The sequence below is a fragment of the Oceanobacillus sojae genome, assembly GCF_900162665.1.
In the GTDB taxonomy this organism is placed as follows: domain Bacteria; phylum Bacillota; class Bacilli; order Bacillales; family Amphibacillaceae; genus Oceanobacillus; species Oceanobacillus sojae_A.
The window spans coordinates 299,216-324,451 of sequence record NZ_LT727809.1 but is presented as its reverse complement, the minus strand read 5'-3'; the positions used below and the strand labels follow the sequence as shown (position 1 = coordinate 324,451).

Genomic DNA, 25,236 nt, shown 5'->3' with positions numbered 1-25,236 from the left:
ACAGATAGTTTTTAGTCTGTAAAGTATTTTTCCATTACAAGCATATTTTATTATAAAAATACGTAAGAATCAACCCTTACATGAAAGGAAATTTAAATCCGCCTTTTCCTTTTTTACCTTTTTGCATATTGGTCATTTGCTTCATCATTTTCTTCATCTCTGAAAACTGCTTTAATAAGCGGTTTACAGCCGCAACAGAAGTTCCTGAACCTTTTGCAATACGTTTTCTTCTGCTTCCATTAATGATAGCAGGGTCCTGGCGTTCTTTCTTCGTCATGGATTGAATAATGGCTTCTACTTCTGTTAATTGACTTTCATCTAATTGCGCATTTTTCAATCCTTTCATCTTGTTCGCACCAGGAATCATTGCCATTAAGTCGTCCAGTGGCCCCATTTGGCGGACCTGACCCATCTGCTCCAGAAAATCATCAAATGTAAAGGACATTGTACGCATTTTTTCTTCTAATTCTTTTGCCTGCTTTTCGTCAACATTAGTTTGTGCCTTTTCAATTAAAGAGAGAACATCACCCATGCCCAGAATTCTGGAGGCCATGCGCTCAGGATGAAAAGCCTCTAATTGATCCAGTTTTTCACCCATCCCGGCGAATTTAATCGGCTTATCCGTAACTGCTTTGATAGAAAGTGCAGCCCCCCCGCGGGTATCTCCATCTAATTTCGTAAGGACTACTCCTGTAATATCAAGCTGTTCATTAAAGCTCTCTGCTACATTGACAGCATCCTGTCCTGTCATAGAGTCAACCACTAAGAAAATTTCATCCGGTTTGACATCTGCTTTAATCTGCTGCAATTCTTCCATAAGATTCTCATCAACATGAAGACGGCCTGCTGTATCAATAATGACATAATCATTATGATCTTCTTTTGCCTTGGCAATCGCCTGTTTAGTAATATCAACAGGATTCGCTTCTGTGCCTAATGAAAACACAGGCATATCCAGCTGTGTACCAAGTGTTTCCAGCTGTTTAATTGCCGCCGGACGATAGATATCACATGCAACTAATAAAGGATTTCGATTATGCTTCTTACGTAAATGGTTAGCCAGCTTTCCGGTTGTTGTCGTTTTACCGGCACCTTGTAAACCAACCATCATAATAACTGTTGGAGGACGGTCGGCCACTGCAATTTTACTTTGTTCTCCACCCATTAAATTCGTTAATTCATCTTTTACAACTTTAATAACCTGCTGTCCCGGGGTCAAGCTCTCCATTACTTCTTGCCCGACAGCTCTTTCTTTTATCCTGGCAATTAACTGTTTTACAACTTTGAAGTTTACGTCTGCTTCTAAAAGTGCCAGGCGGACTTCTCTTGTCATCTCTTTTACGTCTTGCTCAGAGACCTTACCCTTACCAGTAATTTTCTTTATCGTACCCTGGAGACGGTCCGCTAATCCTTCAAATGCCATAGAAGGTATCCCCCTAATCTAAATCTTGTAATTGTTGAACATACTTCTTTACTTCCGGGTCTTTTACAGTTTCCGAAAGCTCAGAGATAATTTGCGTACGTTTTTCAAACTTTGAAAAAAGGTGAAGCTTATCCTCATAGGACTCTAACATTTTTTCCGTTCTTTTAATATTATCATATACAGCCTGTCTGGAAACTTCAAAGAGCTCGGAAATTTCGCCCAGAGAGTAATCCTCCAGATAATACATTTCCATATAACTGCGCTGTTTTGGTGTTAACAGCGCCTGATAAAAATCAAACAAATAATTGATCCGATTCGTCTTTTCCAGCAACGGGTACACCTCTTGTTAAGTGATTTTCCTTTACATTTATCATATCCAACAAAATCGGGAGTTGTCAAGTAGACAAGCAGCTGCTTATTCGCCTTCCTCTTTTTCTTCATTTATCCCTAAATCAGCAAATAGCCCATATACAAAAGCATCTGCATCAAATTTCCGCAGGTCATCAATTCCTTCACCTAATCCGACAAACTTTACCGGAATTTGCAGTTCATTGCGAATGGCTAACACAATTCCGCCTTTGGCAGTGCCATCTAATTTTGTTAAAACAATTCCTGTTACATCTGTTGCTTCTGAAAAGGTGCGTGCCTGTGTTAATGCATTCTGACCGGTGGTAGCATCCAAAACAAGCAGAACTTCATGAGGCGCCCCGGGAATCTCGCGTTCAATCACACGTTTTACCTTGGCAAGCTCATTCATCAGGTTTACTTTGTTTTGAAGTCTTCCGGCAGTATCGCAGATCAAAACATCCGCTTGCCGGGACTGGGCAGCCTTAATTCCATCATAAATCACTGCTGCCGGATCACTTCCTTCACTATGCTTAATTACCGGCACATTGGCACGCTCGCCCCAAACCTCCAGCTGTTCAATTGCCCCGGCACGGAAGGTGTCCCCTGCTGCTAAAATGACATTCTTGCCATCTGCTTTTAATTGATGCGCCAGCTTACCAATGCTTGTTGTCTTCCCGGCTCCATTAACACCGACAACAAGAATAACCTGTAACCCTTCTCCATCCAGCTGTAAATGCTGGATAGACTTGTCTTCTTCTCCATAATAAATTTCTACCAGTTTCTCCGAGATAACATCCTTGATTTCAGAAGAATCCTTAATCTTTTGTCGTTTCACTTCCATTTTCAGTTCCTCGACAAGATCCATAACTGTCGAAACACCTACATCTGCAGTAATTAAAACTTCTTCTAATTCCTCAAAGAAATCCTCGTCTACTTTACGGTAACGCGCAATTAAATCATTTATTTTCCCTGAAAATGTATTTCTTGTCTTTGTCATACCTTCCTGATACTTCTCGGAAACTTCCTTTGTTTCTTCGTCTTGCTTAAAACGCTGCTTTAGCTTATCCATAAATCCCATACTGATATATCCCCCTACGATTGAATCAATTCTTTTGTATCCTCTAACCGGACAGAAACCAGTCTTGATACACCAGATTCCTGCATCGTTACACCATAAAGCACATTAGCTTCCTCCATTGTACCTTTACGATGTGTTATTACAATAAACTGCGTCTCGCTGCTAAATTTCTTCACATACTTAGCAAAGCGGACTACATTTGCTTCATCCAATGCTGCTTCTACCTCGTCCAATATACAAAAAGGAACCGGCCGGACACGCAAAATGGCAAAAAGCAGCGCAATTGCAGTTAATGCACGTTCTCCACCTGATAATAGACTTAAATGCTGCAATTTTTTACCTGGCGGCTGTGCAATAATATCTACACCCGTTTCTAATAAATTCTTGGGATCTGTTAATTTTAACTCTGCGTGGCCGCCGCCAAATAAATGTACAAATACTTGGGAGAACTCTTCCTTTATTTTTGAAAAGGTTGACTCAAATCTTTCTTTCATTTCCGTGTCCATCTCTCCAATAACAGTATATAGCGTTCTCTTGCCTTCTACAAGGTCATCTCTTTGTTCCTTTAAGAACTGATATCTTTCAGAGATACGATCATATTCATCAATAGCTCCCAGGTTAATGGTTCCTAATTGATTTATTTTATCTTTCAGGCGGCTGACAACCGATTTTGCTTCTTCCATATTTTCAACCTTAGAATAATCTCTTTTGGCCATCTCATATGTCATCATATACTCTTTTTCAAGCTGATGCAGGCGGTTATCAAGCTCTACATCTAAGCGGTTGGATTTCACTTCCTGCTTTTGATAATGCTCATTTGTCATGGCATATTGTTTCTGCGCTTCTTTCAGCTTCTCTTCAAGGGTCTGCTGCGTATCAGAGCTTTCTTTCCTTTTTTTGCGGAGCTTCTCAATACTTTCTGTTATATTTTGTTTAGAGCTTCTCGCTTGAATAATTTTTTCTTCTATCTCTTCCTCGGTCTCTTCTTGATTATTAATTGCCGCTATCGCCTCGAGTTCTTCTTCTACCTGTTTTTTTTCATGTACAGCCCGTTCAAGCTGCGTTTGTAATGCTTTTGTATTAGCCTGCTGATTTTTAAAGCGTTCTTCCTGTTCTGCTGAAGTTATTTTAATCTCATAGAATGAATCCTGTAATTTTGCACGTGTTTCTTTTAGTTTGGATTCTTCTTCGGTTAAATTATCCACTTCTTTTTGTACGGTTTGAAGCTGCTTACTAATCTCTTCTAATTCCTTTGTCAGCACTTCATTTCGGTCTTCTAACTCAGTATGACTCTTTTCATTCTGCTTTTTATCCATATCATAAATGGATAAATTATCATTTATGGATGTCAGTTTTGCCTGAAGCGTTTGAAAATCCGCCTGACTTTCATGAACATCTTTTTGCAATTTCTGTACAGCTTGTTCAGTGAGATTTATTTTTTCATCTAATTCCTTTAAATAATCCTTTTTTTGCTGCACGCCTTTTTCGAATTGCTCTGTTTTCTGCCTGTATTCCTCTAATCTCATGCGCAGCTCCTGTAAATCTTTTTCACGGGTAAACAGGGACTGATTTTGCTTCTTCTGCGCTCCCCCTGACATAGATCCGCCCGGATGCACCATATCTCCGTCTAAGGTAACAATCCGGTATCTCCTGTGCAGTTTTATTGCAATATCATTCGCGTCCCGTAATGTTTTGGCAATAACAACATTTCCAATTAAATGCTGCACAGCTTTTTCATATTTTTTTGCCTTTGGGCGTACTAATTCGGAAGCAATCCCGATAAATCCGGGATGATTTTTTAATTCCTGCTTTCCTTCACTTGATAAAAAGCGCGGCTGGATAGACTGCAGCGGCAGAAATGTTGCCCGCCCGCTATTGGTTTTTTTCAGCCAATTAATAGCTGCTCTTGCTGTCTGGTCTGATTCCACAACAATATGCTGTGCCTGGCCTCCCAGTACTGTTTCAATAGCTGTAATATAGTCTTTAGGGACATCAATCAGTTCAATTACCGCTCCTTCAATACCGGTTAAATTCCCTTCTTCTCTTGCCCGTAAAACCTGGCGGACACCCTGGAAGAAGCCCTGAAAATCTTCTTTCATTTCTTCAAGCATTTCTTTTTTTGATTTTACTTTTTCAATATATTGATAGCCCTGATAAAGCTTGGATTGTGCTTCCTCATATTTTATACGTTCTGATTGCATTTCAAGCTTTAGCGTCTTTAATTGCTGATTCTTCTTTTCTAAGTGGTTCTGATATGACTGCAGAACTTTTTCTGCGGCTGTCTGCTTATCCTGCAGCTCATTTCTCTCCGTAAGCATATCTTTAAATTTCATCGATTGCGAATTACTTTTTACTTCAATTTGCTCCTGCTGACGGTTGACTGACTGCTTTTCATTTCGATAGGCAGCCTGTTGATTCAACAATTCAATATACTCCGCCTTCAAATCCTCAATTCGATTTGCTACATCTTCCGGACGTATCGCTAATTTCTTTTCTATCTCTTTTTTTTGAGCTAAGGTATCTGCTTTTTCCGCTTCTAACACTTCCAGCTTTTTCTGCTCTTTTTCCTTTTGCTCCTCAAGCACTTTTACGTTAGAGATAACCCGGTCTAATTGCTGAGCTAATTTTTCTTTATTTTCATCTGCATGCTTGGATCGCTCTTCAAATAACTGTTTTTTTCCTTCAAACTTCTCCAGCTGTTCTGTTATGTCTAATAAGTTTGACTGATGCTGTTCTATCTTGGCTTCATACTGCTGCGCAAGTTCTTTTTCTTTACCTAAATCTCCCTCGATAAGACGAATTGTTTCTGATTGCTCTTTCTGCTTCTTCTCATTCACTGCTAAATTTTCTAAAACCTGCTGCCATTCATTATGAATCTGCTCCATTTCGGTAATTAACACTGAAATCTCTGTTACTTGAAGCTCGGCCTGCAGGGTCTGATATTCTTTTGCTTTTTTAGATTGCTGTTCAAGCGGCTCCAGCTGCTGTTCTATTTCATGAACAATATCCTCGACACGGTTCAGATTTTCCTGCGTTTCAGCCAGTTTATATTCAGCTTTTTTCTTCCGTTGTTTATATTTTAAAACGCCTGCTGCTTCTTCAAAAATGACACGACGTTCTTCCGCTTTTGAGCTGAGAATCTCTTCTACCCTGCCCTGACTGATTATAGAAAAAGCTTCTCTGCCCAAGCCTGAGTCAATAAACAGATCAACAATGTCCTTCAGGCGGCAAGACTGCTTATTTATATAAAATTCGCTTTCTCCAGAACGGTAAACTCTCCTGGTCACACTGACTTCCTCATAATCCAGTGGTACACGCTGGTCTGTATTATCTAATACAAGTGTTACTTCAGCGATATTTAAGGGAGATCTCGAGTCGCTCCCCTGGAATATAATATCTTCCATTTTCGATCCACGAAGGGATTTCATAGATTGTTCTCCCAGCACCCAGCGTATCGCATCCGTAATATTACTTTTCCCGCTGCCATTTGGGCCTACTACCGCTGTCACACCAGGTACGAAATCTACACTGATACGCTCTGCAAAGGATTTAAATCCAACACTTTCTAATCGCTTTAAATGCATAATCATTCTCCTAAAACTTACTAATCTTTATAGTTATTAATTCTATGTAGAATACAACATGTTTTTCTATCATTTCCCGAATTCTTTAGCTAATATATTTTATCATATTATGGCACTTTAGCCTATGCGTTGCACGTTATTAATTAAGAAACAGGTCTTTAACGATTTAGAAAAATTATGCTATAATAAATTCTTGACCAGGGACAGTTATAAGATGATGTTCAAAAAGTCCAATAAAAATGACACGGCGAATTTCTACGTTGTCGAATGTTTTCCGATACTCACGTATTGTTAAGCATACGCTCCGTTCGTAAAAAATTCGTCGCCTTGAACTTCTTGGTCCTATTTATCGTACTTTTTGAACCCGCATTATAAGGAGGACTATCATGCAATTGGAACAGCCAAGTATGGAAAATATGGAGTATATGCTTCAAGAATTAGCTGAAAAGCTGCAAGTAGTAAATCGTTCTATTATGGACGCAGAGGACTACAATATCGATAAATATGAAGATTTAAAATGGATGTATGATATGGTGATGAGTAAAGGCCGTTTAAGTACCTCCGAAACACAAGCTTTTATTAATGAACTGGCAGCTATTCGAAAATAGAGATTTAGTAAAAAACGTTACGCAAGAACAAGCAACCAAATTACTCTTGCGTAACGTTTTTTTAGCTTTTTCAAAAAAGGAACACTTTTTATTTTGGAAGTTTTTTCTCCAATGCTGCTTTTGCTGCCTTTTGCTCTGCTTCTTTTTTCGTTCTTCCATTTCCTTTTCCTGCCGGCTCTCCCTGAATCATAACCTGGGCAATAAACTCTTTATGATGAGAAGGGCCCTGCTCACTAATAATTTGATATTCAATTTTTCTATCCTTCTGCTGCTGAACAATTTCCTGCAGATGGCTTTTATAATCCATCACACTTGTTGATGTATCTACTGTTAATGTAGGGAAAATATGCGTGTTCAAAAAGTTCAGCACTGCATCAAAGCCTTGATCTAAATAGAGCGCTCCTAAAAAAGCCTCAAAAGCATCAGCTAAAATTGCCGGTCTTTGTCTTCCGCCGGTCTTATCCTCGCCCTTTCCTAAAAGGATGTACTGTCCAAAGTCAGATTGCTTTGCGAAAACAGTTAAAGATGCTTCACAAACGATGGCCGCCCGTAATTTAGTCATTTCTCCCTCAGGCATGGCGGGATTATTTCTATACAAATATTGTGAAACAGCTAATTCAAGCACAGCATCACCTAAAAATTCCAGCCGTTCATTATCCTCAAGCTTACTTTTTTTATATTCATTGACGTAAGAAGAATGTGTAAATGCTTCCTTTAATAAATCCTTTTGTTGAAAGGTTATTCCCAGTTCCTGTTCCAGCTGACTTAAGTCCATATTAACCTCCTTCATTGTATTAAATATTTACTTCCTGATAAATGAGTGTTCAAAAAGTACGATAAATAGGACCAAGAAGTTCAAGGCGACGAATTTTTTACGAACGGGCTATCACAGGATGTGATGACTTCTGTGTTGTCCACACGACGTGGACGATCTTAACAGAAGATCCTCTATGCTTTATAATACGTGAGTAACGCTTTTGGTGGGGTGAGTAATCGCAGTCCCATTGGAAAAATCTCGTCAACGTACTTCCGCAGGATGCGGTGGCTTCTACGTTGTCCACACGACGTGGGCGCCCTTAGTAGAAGATCCTCTTATCGCCGTGTCATTTTTATTGGACTTTTTGAACTTCCTCTATAAACAATACAAGGAAAGCCTCTTACAAAGAAGCTTTCCCCTTAGCCATTTATTCATTAAGATTTGCTGTTTATGTAATCCACAGCATCACCTACTGTATTAATCTTTTCAGCATCTTCATCAGCGATTTCAATATCAAACTCGTCTTCTAATTCCATAACAAGCTCAACAACGTCTAATGAATCAGCTTCAAGGTCATCTTTAAATGAAGCTTCTAAAACTACTTTTTCTTCGTCTACATCAAGACGATCAGCAATAATTGACTTTACTTGTTCAAATACGTCTGCCATTCCCGTTCACCTCCTTTCAAGAATGTACCATTATTTTTTGTTTTTATTTTTGTTCTGCAATTGTATTACATCACCATTCCACCGTCAATATGAATGGTTTGCCCAGTAATATAATTTGCATCCTTACTTGCTAAAAAGCGGACAACCCTTGCTACATCTTCCGGTTTCCCTAAACGGGCCAATGGCACCAATTGTAATAAAGATTCCTGCTGCTCTTCACTTAATTGGTCCGTCATATCTGTAGAAATAAAACCGGGAGCAACAGCATTCACCAAAATATTCCGGGAGGCAAGCTCTTTTGCTGTTGTTTTCGTCAATCCTATTACACCGGCTTTTGCAGCAACATAGTTAGCCTGTCCCGGATTTCCGCTCACTCCGACAATCGATGCTACATTTATAATACGCCCTGATTTTTGTTTCATCATTTGACGGCTGACTGCTTTTGTACACAAGAATGTACCTTTAAGATTTGTTTGAATCACCTGATCAAATTCGTCTTCCTTCATCCGCATCAATAAGTTATCTTTAGTAATACCGGCATTATTAACAAGAATATCTATCGAACCGAATTCTTTAACTGCCTGCTTCATTAACTGCTTTACAGATTCTTCATCAGCAACATTTGCCTGAATTTTAACTGCTTTTACCCCAAGGGCCTGGATTTCTCCGACAACCTCTTCGGCTTTTGCTTCGCTTCCGGAATAGTTCACAATAACATTAGCTCCATTTTTAGCAAGCTCCAGAGCAATTGCTCTGCCAATTCCTCTGGAAGCTCCTGTTACTACTGCTGTTTGATCTTGTAACATTATTCTTCCTCCTTGTACCAGCGAATAAACGCTTCAAGTGATTCCTGATCCTGGACGGCAAACGTTTTTGTTTTCCGGTCGATTTTCTTTAATAATCCACACAGTACTTTACCTGTGCCCACTTCAACAAAGGCATCCACATTTTCATTTAACATATTTTGAACAGATTCTTCAAATCGAACTGGGGAGTATAGCTGCTGTACTAATAATTCTTTAATCGTTTCTTTCGACGTGACTGCTCCGGCAGAAACATTTGCATAAACAGGTATCTTCGCATCTTCTAAAGCTGTGTCGCTTAAATAAGCTGCAAAACCTTCGTTCGCCTGCTTCATCAATCTGGAATGGAATGGACCACTTACATTTAGCGGAAGCACCCGTTTTGCTCCTGCTTCTTTTAACAATGCTGTTGCTTGTTCAATACCTGGTACGGAACCGGAAATAACGATTTGTCCCGGACAATTTAAATTTGCCATATCTACAATTTCATCCGTCACCTGATTCAATACTTCCTGAACCTTATCTTGACCAAGACCCAAAACAGCCGCCATCGTGCCCTGTCCTTTAGGAAATGCCTGTTCCATTAAACGGCCTCTTACTTTGACAAGCTGGATAGCATCCTGCCATTTGATTGCACTAGCTGCAACGAGAGCGCTGTATTCTCCTAAACTATGTCCGACAACCATAGAAGGCTGAATATCATTTTCCTTTAATAACCGGGACACTGCAACACTTGATAATAATAATGCCGGCTGTGTGTTCTCTGTTTCTGTTAATGTTTCTTTAGGGCCTTCAAACATCAATGTCTGTAAATCCATGTCTAAGACTTCATTTGCTTCCTTATACAGTTCCTGTATCTCTGGATAAGCATCGTATAAATCTCTCCCCATACCCACTGCTTGAGACCCTTGGCCAGGGAACATAAATGCAATACGTTTCATCTATTTCTCCTCCTCTTTACTCATGGTTTCAATCGTTTCTTGTATGGTTGCTGTAACATTGTTCTCCACCATATAAACGGCTTGTTTTACTGCATTTGTTACCGCACGGCTGTTCGAGGATCCGTGTGCTTTAATAACTGGTGCACGAAGTCCGAATAACCCCGCTCCGCCATACTCTGAGTAATCTAATCGGTCTTTTAATCCTTTCAAGTCATTTTTGACAAGAGCCGCAGCTATTTTAGATTTTGTGGAAGACATAAAAGTATCTTTTAAAAGGGAAAAAATTGTTTCAGCAACACCTTCTATTGTCTTTAATGCTATATTTCCGCTAAAGCCATCTGTAACAACAACATCTGCAACGCTATTTAATATATCCCTTGCTTCTACGTTTCCCACAAAATGGATAGGAGCATTCTCCAAAAGTTGGAAAGTTTTTTTAGTTAAATCATTTCCTTTTCCATTCTCCGTACCGACATTTAATAAGCCGACTCGAGGTTTTTTGATGCTTCTTACCCTCTCTGCGTATATCGAACCCATAATGGCATATTGAAGCAGATGCTCTGGTTTTGCATCAACATTTGCTCCAACATCCAGCATTAAGAATCCTTGTCCATCCACTGTTGGAAAAGTAGGACTTAACGCTGGACGGTCAATTCCAGGAATACGGCCCACGACAAATAAGCCGGCGCTCATTAATGCACCTGTATTACCTGCAGAAATACAAGCGTCCGCTTCGCCATCTTTAACTGCCTTTGCCATTAAAACCAGAGAAGAATTCTTTTTGCGGCGCACTGCTTTCACAGGCTCATCCTCTGATGTGATTTTTTCATCTGTATGTATTATTTTAATTTGCTGATTATCCGTTAAAATTGGTTTAATCTGCTTTTCATCACCATAAAGTGTAATTTGTAAGTCCTTATTTTCTTTTACAGCTTCCATAGCACCCAGGACAATTTCCTTTGGTGCATGGTCGCCACCCATTGCATCAATTGCTAATCGCATTCATTTATTCTCCTTTACTTTCACTGGAATGAAACATGAAAAATTCACCTGTGAAAACAGGTTCATTATTTACGAAGCTATTCACTTCTACAATCGTATGTCCACGGTTATCTTTTCCTTTAACAACAGCTTTTGCAACCACTCGTTCTCCTTCTTTAACCTGTCTTTTAAAACGCAGGTTAGACTTGGCTGTCAAAGCAAGCTCATCGTTAATTACAGCTACTGCTAATGAATTAGCCTGGGCAAACAGATGATGCCCTCTGGCAATCTTATTTCTGGAAAAAACGAACTCTGATGTTATATCAAGCATTGAGATAGCACGCTGATCCAATTCCAAATCAATAATATCTCCAATTACTTCTTCAACCGGCAAGGCTTTTACAGTCTCATTCCACTGTTTTGTGGCAACATGTTTAATCCGTTCACGCAGTTCAGGTATAGACAGCTCCATCCGGTCCAGTCGAATTGTTTGTATGCTCACCTGAAAATCCTTGGCAAGCTGCTCATCCGTTACAAATGGAGAGACTTCTATTTTTTCTCTTAATAACGATTGTCGTTCTGCTTTTGAGCGTCTCATTTCTACCATCAAACTTTCATTTAATATTTTTCAGAGATGTCCATTCGATTGATCACGCCACAGCGATTTTTGATTGGGGAGAGTAATCGTCGTCCCATTTCTGTGGAGAAAGTGCAAACACTCCATGATTAGAGGTTTCTTTTTATGACTTGGTACTAATAGTAATATATAATAGCAATCTTTTTTATGCAAGTAATCTATTGAATTATATATGCTTAAAGCAACACAGCTTAACATAAAATAAGCTGCATTGCAGTGCTCTCAAAAACAATACACTGTTTATGATGTTTTACCGGTCAGTTAATCTAATTTTTCCAAAAGACCTGATTCATCTGCTAGTATTTCTTTCAATTGCTGATAGTCTTCGGTTTGTAATAAATTATTCTCAACAATATGCTGCGCATCCTGTCGTGCCGTTTCCAACGCTCTGTAATCGTGTATCATATCAGCTACCTTAAATTCCGGCATACCGCTTTGTTTTCTGCCAAAGAAATCTCCTGGTCCGCGTAACTGCAGATCTTGTTCAGACAGCTCAAATCCATCACTCGTTTCTGACATGATTCGCATACGCTCCTTGCCGACTTCTCCTTTCGGCTCTGCAATCAGGATACAATAACTCTGCTTATCTCCTCTGCCGACCCTTCCCCGAAGCTGATGGAGCTGCGATAAGCCGAAACGCTCAGCATCATAGATAACCATCACCGTAGCATTGGGAACATTCACCCCTACTTCCACAACAGTAGTCGAGACTAATACTTTTACTTTATTATCAGCAAAATCACGCATAACCTCATCTTTTTCTGCAGATGATAAACGTCCATGCATTAAGCCAACTTCCAATTCATTATCATAATAAACGGCCAGCTGATGATACAAATCAACAGCATTTTGAATATCTAATTTATCCGATTCCTCGATTAACGGGCTGATAATATATGCCTGCTCCCCCTGCTTCACACGCTCCTGAATAAAATCAAGAATCCTCTCAAACATATTTTCCTTTACCCACAGTGTTTCTATCTCTTTTCTCCCGGAAGGAAGCTGATTAATGATGGACACATCCATATCGCCAAATGTTGTAATAGCAAGTGTCCGAGGTATCGGGGTTGCTGTCATAAATAAAACATCAGGATCCAGCCCTTTATCACGCAAAGTTCTGCGCTGTGCAACACCAAAGCGGTGCTGTTCATCAACAATTGCTAAACCTAAATCGCTAAATAAGACATCTTCCTGAATAAGGGCATGTGTACCAATGACAATATCTATTCTCCTATTTTCAATTTGCTGCGTCAGCTCTCTGCGTTTTTTTCCCTTTACAGATCCAGTCAACAATGCAATATTAACTTTTTCTCCCAGCATCGATTGAAAAGACTGAAAATGCTGCTCTGCTAAGATTTCAGTAGGCACCATTAACGCTCCCTGTTTGCCCGCAGTAACCGCCGCATATAAACAAATTGCTGCAACAGCTGTTTTCCCCGAACCAACATCACCTTGCAGAAGCCGGTTCATTCGATAAGCACTTTTCATATCCTTTAAAATCTCCATCAGTGCTTTTTGCTGTGCCTCTGTCAGCGTATAAGGCAAAGAAGCAATAAAATTCTCTACCTTGTCCATCTGAAAGGCTTGAGCATTTCCTTTTGTCGATTCACGATTTATTTTTCTGATTAATTGCATCTTCAATTGAAACAGTAAAAACTCTTCATAAATAAATCTCCGCCTGGCATGCTTTAAAGCAACTCTATTTTCTGGAAAATGCATCGTTCTTATTGCTTCTTTCCGATTTGGAAGCTTATATTTTTCTAAATAAGAGCCAGGAAGTATTTCAGTTATATTTTCCTCATATGAGTCGAGCACCTGCTTTAAAAGCTTTTGGAATTTATAAGAAGTCAGATCACCTTTCAATGAATAGACAGGAGTAATCGAATCATTTTCTTCCATTTTCCCGATTTTATATTTACTGACTGTAATTTGCAGCCGGCGGGCATCCCATTTTCCTGTTAAAGTAATATCCTGCCCTTGCTGAATCTGTTTTTTTGCAAATGCCCGGTTAAACATAATTGCTTTAACAGCAACACCTTCTACTTCTACAGTGAAGCTCAGCCTTGACTTTTTCTTCCCAAAAAAAGTAAGAGAAGGATCGTAGATGACCTTCCCTTTTATCGTAACCTTCTCATCATGAACCAGCTCTTGCAGAGGTTTTTCTTCATAAATATCATATCGATACGGGAAATATTCTAACATATCGTCAGTCTCGTAAATATGCATAAAAGCCAGCTGCTCTGCTAACTTCTCACCAACACCTTTAACATCTAATATTGATTCATTCATTTCCAACATCCTTTTCCGCAAGAGCTATTTCTTATATTCTACCTGTTAGACAGATACGCCAAAAATCTTTTCTTTCAGAAGCCGTCCTGTCGGCGTATCAGCTAAGCCGCCTTCTCCAGTTTCGCGCAGAGAAGAAGGCATTTGCTTTCCAATCCGGTACATGGCGCCAATTACTTCATCACATGGAATCCGGCTTTCTACTCCTGCTAATGCTAAGTCCGCAGATACAATAGCAAGAGACGATCCTGCTGCGTTTCTTTTCACACATGGTACTTCCACTAATCCTGCAACCGGATCACATACTAAACCAAGCATATTTTTTAATGTAATTGCAAAAGCATGAGATGACTGTTTTGGAGTGCCTCCAGCCATCTCTACAATGGCTGCTGATGCCATCGCACCTGCTGAGCCGACCTCAGCTTGGCAGCCGCCTGCTGCACCAGAAATAAAAGCATTATTTGCCACTACAAATCCGAATGCTCCGGAGGTAAACAAATAACGGATCATCTCTTCTCTTGTCGGGTTTAACTGCTCTTTTACCGCAAATAATGTGCCCGGCACACAACCGGCGCTCCCCGCAGTCGGTGTAGCACAAATAATTCCCATAGCAGCATTTACTTCATTTGTCCCCATCGCTTTACTGACAGCGTCCATCATTAAATTACCAGAAAGAGGCGTCTTCTCCTTCATATATTTCTGTACTTTCACAGCGTCGCCGCCGGTAAGTCCCGTTACTGATTGAACACCCTTTAAAGCATCCTCAATAGCTTTTTCCATCACAACAAGATTTTTTTCCATTTCTGAAAAAACTTCTTCCCTTGTCTTTTCTTTAACATCCATTTCCTGACGTATCATCACTTCTGAAATAGGAATATTTTCTTTTTCTGCTTTCTCTATTAATTCTGCCACTGTTCTAAACATGATCTTACCCCTTTCCCCTTTTTAACTTACAATCTTTGCAATAGAGGTAATATGGTCAGCAGCCTGAAGCTCCTGCAATATAGCATCTTCTACATTCTGGTCTACTTCAATAACCATCAGTGCCTCTTTACCAACATCTTTGCGGTTTACTTCCATATGACCAATATTCAATTCATGTTTGGCTAAGATCTTTGTTACAGATGCAATCGCTCCGAAACGATCATTATGCATAATCAGAATAGCTGGATGATTACCCGATAATCTGAGCTCAAAGCCGTTTAATTCTGTAATCTCCACTTTGCCGCCGCCAATAGATATTCCCATCAGCTCCTGTTGTTCGCTATCATCCCCAATAATCATGCGTACCGTATTCGGATGATCTGCTGATGCGCTATCCTCAATAAATTCAACCTCCAGCCCTTTATCTTTCGCCAGCTCCAATGCCTTACTAATTTGCGGATCGTCCGTTTCCATACCTAAAAGACCACCAACAAGTGCAAAATCTGTTCCATGCCCACGATATGTTTTGGCAAAGGATTCATAAAGGTGTATTTTCGCCCAGGCGGGCTGTCTGCCAAAAAGATTTCTGGCCGCTTTTCCAATACGTGCTGCTCCAGCCGTATGTGAACTTGAAGGTCCTACCATAACCGGACCGATAATATCGAATACGGAATTATATTTCATAAAATAACACCGTCCTATAATTATTTAAACCTACTAATATTATTATAACAAAAATCCGCGATTGATTCACAATTTAATCCAAAAAAAGGCAATCATGCGTTCGAACCCCTTTATAATATTGATGCAGAACGTTATTATACAAAGCATAATAAAGCCCCGTCTGATTATACGTATCAGGCGGGGCTTTATATCAGTTAAAAAAATTATAAATTATTCTTTTAGCCGGGACCCTTTCACCCAGCCTTTGAGCACTGAAGTTTTATCCTTATTCTACAGAAAATATATAAGAATAGATGGGCTGTTCGCCCCGATGGACTTCTACTTCCAGTTCATCGTATTTCTCTTCCACATAGGATTCTAATGCTTCGACCTCTTCTTCTGACACATCTTCTCCTGAAAGAATTGTTACTATCTCGCTGTCATCAGAAATCATTTTGTCAATAAGGTCCCGGGCTGCTTGCTGCTTATCCTTATGTGTGGTTACAATCTTACCCTCATCTATTCCCATGAAATGTCCTTTAGCAATATCAATCCCATCAATTTGAGTATCTCTTACTGCATAGGTGACCTGTCCGCTTCGTACTTGTTTTCCTGCTTCTTCCATTGCAGATTTATTCTCCTCTAAAGATGCTTCCGGATGGAAAACAAGCATAGCGCTAATACCTTGAGGAATTGTTTTTGTCGGTACCACTTTGACATGGTCACCAGCCAGTTCGGCTGCCTGCTCAGCTGCCATTTGGATATTTTTATTGTTGGGAAGGATAATGATTTTTTCTGCATTTGCTTTTTCTATCGCATCAGTGATGTCCTTGGTACTCGGGTTCATTGTTTGTCCGCCTTCAATTACCACGGCAACTCCGAGATTCTCAAATAGCTCCTTCAGACCATTTCCCATTGCTACAGTAACAATACCATAAGCAGATTTTTCTTTTGGCTTTTCATTTTTATCTCCAACAATAGCTGTATGCTGTTCACGCATATTTTCGATTTTCAAATTAATCAGGCTGCCATACTGCTGAGCCAGATTTAAGCATGTCCCCGGTGATTCTGCATGTACATGGACTTTTACAATATCATCATCAGAAACAACCAGCAGAGAGTCTCCCCACTCGCTTAATTCATTACGAAAAGCTGTTTCATCAAATGGGTGCTGTTTTAATTTTTCCTCTTCTAACTTCACCATAAACTCCGTACAATATCCATATACAATGTCCTCTGTGTTCATAAAGTCCTGTGTTATTTTATGATGCTCTGCGTTAACCATTTCTTCCATTTTATTATCGGCATCAGACTCTTCCGGGAGTTCTTCTCCTTTTAAAGCAGCCAAAAATCCTTCATAGATGGTCACTAAGCCTTGTCCACCGGAATCAACTACTCCTACTTCTTTCAAAATCGGCAATAAGTCCGGTGTACGCTTTAATGATGCTTTTGCTTCTTTTAATATTTCTTCCATAAATTCAATGATATCTAAATCATGATCCACGATTTCCGATGCTTTGTTTCCTGCGTCTTTCGCTACGGTGAGAATCGTACCTTCCACAGGCTTCATAACTGCTTTATAAGCTGTATTAACAGCGCCTTCAAAAGCCGCAGCAAAATCTTTTACAGAGAGTTCTTCTTTACCTTCACACGCTCTTGCAAAGCCGCGGAAAATCTGTGATAAAATCACTCCGGAATTTCCTCTGGCCCCCATCAGTAATCCTTTTGCAAATGCACTGGTAACTTCATAAACTTTATCCGTATCCAGTTTTTTTACTTCATTTGCTCCAGAAGTAATTGTCAAATTCATATTTGTTCCAGTATCCCCGTCAGGAACAGGGAATACATTTAAAGCGTCAATTTTTTGTGCATTATTTGAAAGATGGTAAGCTCCCGTCAGCACCATCTGCGATAATAACGCTGCATTAATTTTATCGACTACCACATCTTCTCCTCCTTCTGCTTTATTCCTTTTCTACCCGGACACCTTGAATAAATATATTTACCGAATCAATTTCTAAGCCAAGAGATTGACTAAGCGTATATTTCACCTGCGATTGGACATTATGCGCCACCTCAGAAATTTTGGTTCCATAGCTTACAATAATGTACAAATCAATATGTAGCTTTCCGTCTTCCTGGCGAACAACAATTCCCTTGGAATAATTTTCTTTACGCAGTATCTCTGCAATATTATCTTTAATTTGACTTTTAGAAGCCATTCCTACAATTCCATAGCATTCAACAGCTGTTCCACCAGCTATTGTTGCAATAACATCTGTTGTTATCGTTACGAGTCCATCGTTCGTATGTAACTCTATTGACATAACTACAGCTCCTTTTATTACGAATTATGATTCATCAAATAATATACAGTATCATCTTTTCAGACTTTACGTCCTGATATTTTCAATTTCTCAACTATTTATGCTTAAGATTATACTATACGCTTTGTGATTTTAAAAGTAAGCCTGCGGGAATCGGAAAACCTGCGCCTCCGCTATCCCCTATAAGTTTTTCTTCATGAAGAAAAACTCCACTATTACAATGGATTATTTTTATTCATCTGTCAAGCAATTTTTCTTTATTACTTACTCAACTTTCGCACCTTAAAAAATAACTTGCTTACCATAGAGACAGGTGTTGATCAGTCCTTCCATCTATCTCTTGACAAAGCATAAACTTTATCTAGAAAGCAGGTAACGTGTAAGGCCACCGCTGCGGCGGACCGTTTTGACTCCTGAGGGAATAGCATCATCTGAAGATCCACTTTTGCCAAGTGGTCTTCTTGGCAAAAGTTAGCTGAAGAGCATGCCCCTAGGAAAGCAAAACGGTCCGCCTCCGCTGGAAGGGGGCTCTATACTGTTTAGTACAACGGAGCCAATAGAAATTAGACCAGTTAAAAACATATTTTTCGGGGCATAAATAAAAATGTCCGGTCACGATTACTTTCTATTCATGAAAGCTATTCCCGATATTTACTATTCATGCCGTATTATTATTTAAATTGCAAATCAACCATTTAAAACACTAAAATAATCTTTTCAACAAGCAAAAAGCAATTATTTCATCCAACTCCATCCAGGATATGATTTCTTTCATGCGCTGTAGAAGCCTAACTAAGCGCAGACCAACCACGTAGACTCCTATGGGAACAGGGCGAGCTGAAGATCCACTTGAAAAGCGGTTTTCTTTTCAAGTTAGCTGAAGCCGTCCCCATGGCAGACTAAGATCGCAACGTCCTGGGGTTGCGATTACTCACCCCATCGAAAAGAGTTGTTGCAACGTCTGCACTAGTACGTCCTGTACGTCGGAAAGCGTAGTGGTTGGTCGGAGCGGATCTATACACAATCTCCATTTCAATAAAAAGGTGACAAAATGCAAGCAGGATAATGAAGAACATGCTTATCCTTGTAAGGTAAGGTATAGATGTCTATTCTCAGATACGAAAGTTGAGTTACTTATTTAACAAAACAGCATTTCAAAAGAGTAAAATATAATGATTTGAAATCTATTTGTTTTAGCTTCTCTCGTGATAATAAAAAGATTCAATTGCAATATCGGGTGAGTTATGATAAATTAAGTTAGTGGTATACTGATTTTGGAATGTAAGGAGGGAATAACATGGCTAGAAAATGTGTTGTAACTGGACGCCAAACACGTAGTGGTAACCAACGTTCTCACGCTATGAATTCCAACAAGCGTAATTGGAAAGCAAATGTACAAAAAGTACGTATCATGGTAGATGGAAAACCGAAGAAAGTATATGTATCTGCTCGTGCATTAAAATCAGGCAAAGTAGAACGTGTATAATATACGAAAATATGTGCATATGCCCTAAAAACACCATAATTACATGGTGTTTTTTTGCTGTATAGAAAGGTTTATCTCAATTTATATAAGTTTAAACTAAAGAATTTCTCTTTGACCTGATATGTGCCCTTAATCCATTTACGCAGTATGATGAGCCAGATTCACACGAATGAATCAAACCGCGTATTGACAGAAAATAATACAGGCAAGTACTAGCTTATAACTCGTTCTTATTACATTTATAAATGGTTCAAGTATCCTAAAAAACGAGCTTTTGCCATCTGTGACAAAAGCTCGTTTACTATTACTTTTCTTTTTTGAATACACCAATGATGACTTTAACAAACCCGCCTACAAACTTAGGAAGCTTAATCGTATAGAATTTCATTTATAAAGGCCCTCCCTGTTTAACCATCCTGTTTGCTTCTAGTTAAACTGCATCAAAACTCTTTACTAGTATTAGTATGCCTTTACAGAAAGAAAAAGTACCTTTTTTTTGACTAAGCTCGTTAGATATACATAAAGAAGATCCCCAATGTATCGTTTGATTCTCTAACGGATATAAAAAACCTGTCAATGTTAATCCGGCAATCTCAGGAGTAAATGCTAAAAAAGAAATATAGAAATATCCATCCAGTTCAACGGAATATGTACCTGGTTCAAATATTTCCATATAATTCCCTTTATCAATAATAACAGCACGTTTTCCCTGCTGTAATAATGGATATAGCAATTGGATATTCATCAATGTATGGTCTAGTCTGCCTCCAGTTACACCAAAAAGAAAAAAATGATCCGCTTCTTTTTCTAACCCCATATCAATAGCAATCTCTAAATCTGTCTGGTTCTTCATCACTGGGTGTTTATCAAATAACTTAGCATGCTTTTCGATTATAGCATACTCATTTTCAGAGACAGAATCAAAATCTCCCAGTGCGACATCAATCGTTATTCCTTGTTCTGCTAAATAAAGCGCTCCCCGATCAGCACCAATCCAAAAGTCCATCTCCTCCTGATAGTCTAAAAGATTGGGTAATTGCTCTTTAGGACCATTTCCCACAATACCAACACGTTTCATTATTTCTCTGCACTCTTGCGAATCAGGTCAATAGCTTCTTTTCGATTACTCTGGTTAAAAACAGCACTTCCAGCGACTAATACATCTGCACCATTTTCAGTACAGATCGGAGCTGTTACCTCATTAACTCCTCCGTCAATTTCGATTTCGAAATGTAAGCCCATTTCTTCACGCCATGCTGCAATTTGTACAATTTTAGGAACTACCTCTTTAATAAAGGATTGTCCTCCAAACCCAGGATTTACTGTCATTAATAATACAAGATCCACTTCTGTTAAAACGGGTTTAATCATTTCTGCCGGTGTTCCCGGATTAATTACTACTCCCGGTTTTACGCCATGAGAACGAATCAATTGTAATGTCCTGTGCAGATGCACACATGCTTCCTGATGAACGGTAATAATAGACGCACTTTTAGCAAATTGCGGTATATACGCATCCGGGTTTTCTATCATTAAATGGACATCCAACGGCACATTGGTAATTGGCTTAATAGCATCTGCTATTAAAGGACCGATTGTAATATTAGGAACAAAATGTCCATCCATCACATCAACATGGATGTAATCAGCTCCGGCTTGCTCCACCTCTTTAATCTCTTCTCCAAGCTTTGCAAAATCTGCTGATAAAATAGAGGGTGCTATTTTTGTCATCATTAATACCTCGGCTTTCTTGTTTTAATTTCTTCCAAAAATCGTAAATAATGATTATACCGGAATTCAGCTATAGTACCATCATCAACAGCTGTTTTTACGGCACATTTAGGTTCTTTATCATGCAGACAGCCTCTGAACTTGCAATCTGACATATGGAGCCTTATTTCCGGAAAACAAACACCTAAATCCTCGGCCTCTAAATCAGAAAACTCTAATGCGCTAAACCCTGGTGTATCAGCTACCAGGCCTTCGCCAATTGCCAAAAGCTCAACGTGTCTTGTTGTATGCTTTCCCCTCCCGAGACTTTTAGATATCTCCGCTGTTTCTATAAACAAATTAGGATCAAGTGTATTTAACAGGGTTGACTTACCTACTCCGGACTGGCCGGCAAATACGGAAACCTTATCTTTGAAATAAGGTATTACTTCAGAGATCCATTCCGGCTCTTTCGAAGATAATAGTTTCACTTCATAGCCAATATGCTGATAGGCTGTTTGATATTCCTCAATTCTGGCTGCTTCCTGAGGTGTCGCTAAATCCATTTTTGTAATAAAAATTAAAGGCTGAATATGCTTGGATTCTACAAGGACAAGAAATCGGTCAAGTAATAACGCATTAAAATCCGGTGAAGTGGCTGCATTAACAATACATACCTGATCAATATTAGCAATAGGAGGCCGAATCAGTTCATTCGACCTGTCTTTTATTTTCATAATATAGCCTTCATCTTCGTTACGGATTTCAAATTCTACATAATCACCGACTAACGGGGAGATTTTTTTATTTCGAAAAAGACCCCTCCCCTTGCAGGCATAAATTCCTTCATTTGACTGTACGTAGTAGAAGCCGCTTAATGCTTTAATAATTCTGCCTACTGCCATCTACTCTTCCTCTCCCTCATAGGATACAGTCCTCTCAGCAACTGTCTCATCATCTCTGGTAATTCGATACTCTGCATCAGTTCCCTGAGCAATGGTCAGTGTAAAACGTACCTCCGTATCTCCTGTGATGGCTTGTTCTTCATATACATCTGAGATGTCGTTATTGGCATCACCGATATAAATTCGGACTATTTGTTCTCCAGACTCCTGGTTTTCAGTATTTTCTTCATTTCCTTCGTCTGTATTTTCATTGTTTTCGTTACCTTCATCGGCATTTTCTTCGTTTGTTTCCTCATTTTGATCTTCTTCATTATTTTCATCCCCAGATGATTCTTCTCCAGATTCAGAGTTTTCTTCATCCAGCGTGTACATAACCGTGAAAGAAACAGAATGCGACCGCGGTGGTTCCTCTTCCGGTCCAAGAGAGAAATAAACATCTACTGTCGATCCTTTTTCTACCTCCGTTCCGGATTCAGGAGATTGACTGCTGACCAGTCCCTCCTCGACACTATCGGAATGCTCCTCATGCTGATTTATGCTTAGTTCATTACGATCTAAATAAGCCTTTACTTCCTCTTCATTCATTCCTGTCAAATTATTCAGGCTCACCATTTCCGGTCCGGCACTGACTTCAAAAATCACTTTTGTATCAGCAGGCACTACAGATGTCCCCGGATCGGGCTGAACTTGAGAAATAATTTCACCCACCGGTTGATCAGAATATCTTTCAAACGGTGTAATCTCATCCACATTAAATCCTTTTTGATCCAACTCTTCTTTGACTTCTTCAAAATCTTCTCCAACGTAATCATCAAATTCCACTTGTTCAGGCCCCTGGCTGACAAACAGGGTTATGGTCGATCCTTCCTTGACCGTTCTTCCGGCAACAGGGTCTGTTCTTTCAACATATCCTGATTCAATCTCATCCGAATTGACCTCTTCTGTTTCCACAGTCAGTTTCTTGCTTTCCAGCGCCTCTTTTGCTTCATCAGCCGGCTGATTGGTAAAATCATCTATCGTAACATCTTTCGGCTGCATAGCATACACAACGGCTGCAGTGCCGATACCAATAAGCAATAATAATAGAATTGAAATCCAGATTATTTTTTTCTTTTTACTGGATGGCTTCTTTTTATCCTTCTTTTTCTTATTGTTTTTCTTTCCATTGCTTTCATCAGGATAGCTTTTTGTTGGCTCCGTATCTGCCTGATGGACAATAGTCTGGCCCGCTTCATCATCTGAGGTCAAGTCATCATCCGTAATAATCGGGATTGCTTTTGTCTCATCACCCGCTTCATCCGGAACCTTAAACGGCTCTTCATTTAATTTTTCAGGAGAAAGTGCTGTCTCCAGGGCCGCTTCAAATTGATAGACATCCGCATAGCGGTAAAATGGATTTTTTGCTGTTGCCTGTAACACAATATTCTCTACACTTTGCGGAATATCCGGATTAATCTCTTTAACAGACGGTGTATCGCTTTGTAAATGCTTTAAAGCAATGGATACAGGGGACTGTCCGGAAAAAGGAAGCTTCCCTGTTAACAATTCAAATAGTACAATTCCCAATGAATAAATATCGGATTTTTTTGTTGCCATGCCGCCCCGCGCCTGCTCTGGCGACAAATAATGAACAGAGCCCAAAATAGAATTTGTTTGTGTTAATGCTGTGGCACTAAGAGCCATAGCAATTCCGAAGTCCGTTACCTTCGCCTGACCAAAACGATCAATTAAGATATTCTGAGGCTTAATATCACGATGAATAATACCATTTTCATGTGCTTGTGCAATCGCAGAAGAAATCTGCTTCATAATATCCAGCGCAAGCGGAACCTCTACTGGTCCAAATTGTTGGATATATTCCTTTAAAGTCATTCCTTCCACATATTCCATGACCATATACAGCGTTTGATCTTCCTCGCCAACATCATAGATATTTACAATATTCGGGTGGGAAAGGGAGCTTGCAGATTGTGCCTCCCGGTCAAAACGGGCAATAAACTCCTGATCATGAATATAATCCGTCCGCAATGCTTTAACTGCTACATCACGGTCAAGAATAGTATCTCTGGCAAGGAAGACATTCGCCATGCCTCCGCCGCCGATTTTTCTTTCGATTTTATAACGGTCATTTAATAAGTGTCCCTTGTTCATGCAGGTTCACCTGCCTCCGAGTCTGAACCGTCATGTGCTATTAATATAAGCGAGATATTATCTTCTCCACCGCGCTCGTTCGCTAAATCAATAAGTTCCTGACCTATCTCATTCATCCCTTTATCTGCTGTAATAAACTGTGCTAATTCCGTCTGGCTGAGCTTATCGGATAAACCATCCGAGCATAGTAATAATCTGTCCCCTGCGTCCCAGGTCAGTGTTTTTATATCTGTATCCACACGTGCCTCTGTTCCCAGCGCACGGATAATATAATTTTTATAGGGGTGAACTTCCGCGTCCCCCTCGGTTATTTCTCCTCTTTTTACAAGCTCATTTACAAAGGAATGATCTTCTGTCAGCTGCTCAACATGCTCTCCTCTCGCAATATACAAACGGCTGTCCCCAATATGGGCAATGGTAAGCGAATTACCTGATATAACAGCAGCAACAAGTGTTGTCCCCATTCCTTCCAGCTGTTTGTTTTCCTGCGACTTCCGGAAGATTTGCTCATTCGTTTCTCTAATTATACTTTGAAGCCATTGTTCAATATCGTTTGGACTTTGAACTACCTCTGTTTCTTCCCATCTTTTTTTCATATTTTCAACAGCCAGCATGCTTGCTACATCACCGGCTTTATGGCCGCCCATGCCATCAGCAATAATCGCAATGGGCTGGCTGGTTTTATTTTCAAAAATACCGCCTGCATCTTCATTATGGTTGCGAACTTGTCCGCAATGTGTCAAGAAAAGCCCTTTCAAGAGCTGCTCCCCCCTTTACAAATCCAAATATATCCTTTTCAAACATTTATTATTACTTTGTCGTTAAGTACTGTTCAACAAAAACATTATTACGAATTTCTTATTTTTTGAATAAATACTTCTATCCTTAATTATTGCACAATCTTCCGCATAATAAAACTATGCAGTGTACAAGTTGAATAATATATTTAAACTTCT

23 protein-coding genes are annotated in these 25,236 nt (G+C 39.6%); 2 read left to right on the top strand and 21 right to left on the bottom strand.

Translation table 11 applies throughout. From position 1 onward, the window contains the following. Positions 1–76: 76 nt before the first annotated feature. From ffh to smc, 4 genes are all read right to left on the bottom strand, one after another. On the bottom strand, positions 77–1,423 hold the full coding sequence (gene ffh / locus BN1068_RS01855; RefSeq protein ID WP_077601141.1) for a signal recognition particle protein: 1,347 nt from the start codon (positions 1,421–1,423) through the stop codon (positions 77–79). A 13-nt stretch (positions 1,424–1,436) separates the two neighbouring features. Further along, positions 1,437–1,754, bottom strand: coding sequence for a putative DNA-binding protein (locus BN1068_RS01850; RefSeq protein ID WP_077601140.1), 318 nt, complete (start codon positions 1,752–1,754; stop codon positions 1,437–1,439). An 84-nt stretch (positions 1,755–1,838) separates the two neighbouring features. Further along, positions 1,839–2,849 carry a signal recognition particle-docking protein FtsY gene (gene ftsY / locus BN1068_RS01845; protein ID WP_077601139.1) on the bottom strand — a complete coding sequence of 337 codons (1,011 nt, stop codon included), beginning with the start codon at positions 2,847–2,849 and terminating at the stop codon, positions 1,839–1,841. Between the two features lie 14 nt (positions 2,850–2,863). Continuing rightward, the gene (gene smc, locus BN1068_RS01840; protein WP_077601138.1) at positions 2,864–6,433 is read right to left on the bottom strand and encodes a chromosome segregation protein SMC; all 3,570 of its coding nucleotides are present in this window, start codon (positions 6,431–6,433) and stop codon (positions 2,864–2,866) included. A 386-nt stretch (positions 6,434–6,819) separates the two neighbouring features. Here smc and BN1068_RS01835 point away from each other — a divergent pair, with 386 nt between their 5' ends. Then, a complete protein-coding gene (locus tag BN1068_RS01835; protein ID WP_077601137.1) occupies positions 6,820–7,041 on the top strand; it encodes a DUF1128 domain-containing protein in 222 nt (73 codons plus the stop codon). Positions 7,042–7,129: 88 nt separating this feature from the next. Here BN1068_RS01835 and rnc read toward each other — a convergent pair whose 3' ends face one another. From rnc to BN1068_RS01780, 11 genes are all read right to left on the bottom strand, one after another. Continuing rightward, positions 7,130–7,816, bottom strand: coding sequence for a ribonuclease III (gene rnc, locus BN1068_RS01830; protein ID WP_077601136.1), 687 nt, complete (start codon positions 7,814–7,816; stop codon positions 7,130–7,132). Positions 7,817–8,232: 416 nt separating this feature from the next. Further along, complete coding sequence (acpP, locus tag BN1068_RS01825; protein ID WP_077601135.1) at positions 8,233–8,466, bottom strand: acyl carrier protein; 234 nt, start codon at positions 8,464–8,466, stop codon at positions 8,233–8,235. A 65-nt stretch (positions 8,467–8,531) separates the two neighbouring features. After that, positions 8,532–9,272 carry a 3-oxoacyl-[acyl-carrier-protein] reductase gene (fabG, locus tag BN1068_RS01820; protein WP_077601134.1) on the bottom strand — a complete coding sequence of 247 codons (741 nt, stop codon included), beginning with the start codon at positions 9,270–9,272 and terminating at the stop codon, positions 8,532–8,534. Next, entirely contained in the window at positions 9,272–10,210 is a 939-nt protein-coding gene (fabD, locus tag BN1068_RS01815; protein ID WP_077601133.1) for an ACP S-malonyltransferase, read from the bottom strand. Before fabD ends, fabG begins: the two co-directional genes overlap by 1 nt. After that, positions 10,211–11,212, bottom strand: a complete 1,002-nt coding sequence (gene plsX / locus BN1068_RS01810; protein WP_077601132.1) for a phosphate acyltransferase PlsX — start codon at positions 11,210–11,212, stop codon at positions 10,211–10,213. 4 nt (positions 11,213–11,216) lie between these two features. After that, positions 11,217–11,789 carry a transcription factor FapR gene (fapR, locus tag BN1068_RS01805; RefSeq protein WP_077601505.1) on the bottom strand — a complete coding sequence of 191 codons (573 nt, stop codon included), beginning with the start codon at positions 11,787–11,789 and terminating at the stop codon, positions 11,217–11,219. A gap of 300 nt (positions 11,790–12,089) precedes the next feature. Beyond that, positions 12,090–14,117: an ATP-dependent DNA helicase RecG gene (recG, locus tag BN1068_RS01800; RefSeq protein ID WP_139344692.1), complete on the bottom strand. Its 2,028-nt coding sequence runs from the start codon at positions 14,115–14,117 to the stop codon at positions 12,090–12,092. A gap of 45 nt (positions 14,118–14,162) precedes the next feature. Beyond that, on the bottom strand, positions 14,163–15,038 hold the full coding sequence (gene sdaAA / locus BN1068_RS01795) for an L-serine ammonia-lyase, iron-sulfur-dependent, subunit alpha (RefSeq protein ID WP_077601130.1): 876 nt from the start codon (positions 15,036–15,038) through the stop codon (positions 14,163–14,165). Between the two features lie 21 nt (positions 15,039–15,059). After that, on the bottom strand, positions 15,060–15,722 hold the full coding sequence (gene sdaAB, locus BN1068_RS01790) for an L-serine ammonia-lyase, iron-sulfur-dependent subunit beta (protein ID WP_077601129.1): 663 nt from the start codon (positions 15,720–15,722) through the stop codon (positions 15,060–15,062). A gap of 265 nt (positions 15,723–15,987) precedes the next feature. Continuing rightward, positions 15,988–17,646, bottom strand: coding sequence for a DAK2 domain-containing protein (locus BN1068_RS01785; RefSeq protein ID WP_077601128.1), 1,659 nt, complete (start codon positions 17,644–17,646; stop codon positions 15,988–15,990). A 19-nt stretch (positions 17,647–17,665) separates the two neighbouring features. Further along, positions 17,666–18,028 (bottom strand): Asp23/Gls24 family envelope stress response protein, encoded by a 363-nt coding sequence (locus tag BN1068_RS01780; protein WP_077601127.1) that lies wholly within the window; start codon positions 18,026–18,028, stop codon positions 17,666–17,668. Positions 18,029–19,325: 1,297 nt separating this feature from the next. Between BN1068_RS01780 and rpmB the strand changes: the two genes are divergently transcribed. Beyond that, positions 19,326–19,514 carry a 50S ribosomal protein L28 gene (gene rpmB / locus BN1068_RS01775; RefSeq protein WP_010649390.1) on the top strand — a complete coding sequence of 63 codons (189 nt, stop codon included), beginning with the start codon at positions 19,326–19,328 and terminating at the stop codon, positions 19,512–19,514. Positions 19,515–19,818: 304 nt separating this feature from the next. Here the strand turns inward: rpmB and spoVM are convergent, their stop codons facing one another. Genes spoVM through BN1068_RS01745 form a run of 6 tightly spaced genes read right to left on the bottom strand, consistent with a single transcriptional unit; the run spans position 19,819 to position 25,038 of the window. Beyond that, complete coding sequence (gene spoVM, locus BN1068_RS01770; protein ID WP_042535106.1) at positions 19,819–19,902, bottom strand: stage V sporulation protein SpoVM; 84 nt, start codon at positions 19,900–19,902, stop codon at positions 19,819–19,821. A 42-nt stretch (positions 19,903–19,944) separates the two neighbouring features. After that, positions 19,945–20,592, bottom strand: a complete 648-nt coding sequence (locus BN1068_RS01765; protein ID WP_077601126.1) for a thiamine diphosphokinase — start codon at positions 20,590–20,592, stop codon at positions 19,945–19,947. Next, complete coding sequence (gene rpe / locus BN1068_RS01760) at positions 20,592–21,245, bottom strand: ribulose-phosphate 3-epimerase (RefSeq protein WP_077601504.1); 654 nt, start codon at positions 21,243–21,245, stop codon at positions 20,592–20,594. Before rpe ends, BN1068_RS01765 begins: the two co-directional genes overlap by 1 nt. A gap of 2 nt (positions 21,246–21,247) precedes the next feature. After that, the gene (gene rsgA / locus BN1068_RS01755; RefSeq protein ID WP_077601125.1) at positions 21,248–22,129 is read right to left on the bottom strand and encodes a ribosome small subunit-dependent GTPase A; all 882 of its coding nucleotides are present in this window, start codon (positions 22,127–22,129) and stop codon (positions 21,248–21,250) included. Continuing rightward, positions 22,130–24,280 carry a Stk1 family PASTA domain-containing Ser/Thr kinase gene (gene pknB / locus BN1068_RS01750; RefSeq protein ID WP_077601124.1) on the bottom strand — a complete coding sequence of 717 codons (2,151 nt, stop codon included), beginning with the start codon at positions 24,278–24,280 and terminating at the stop codon, positions 22,130–22,132. It abuts the gene before it with no gap. Then, positions 24,277–25,038 (bottom strand): Stp1/IreP family PP2C-type Ser/Thr phosphatase, encoded by a 762-nt coding sequence (locus BN1068_RS01745; protein ID WP_077601123.1) that lies wholly within the window; start codon positions 25,036–25,038, stop codon positions 24,277–24,279. Before BN1068_RS01745 ends, pknB begins: the two co-directional genes overlap by 4 nt. Positions 25,039–25,236 lie beyond the last annotated feature (198 nt).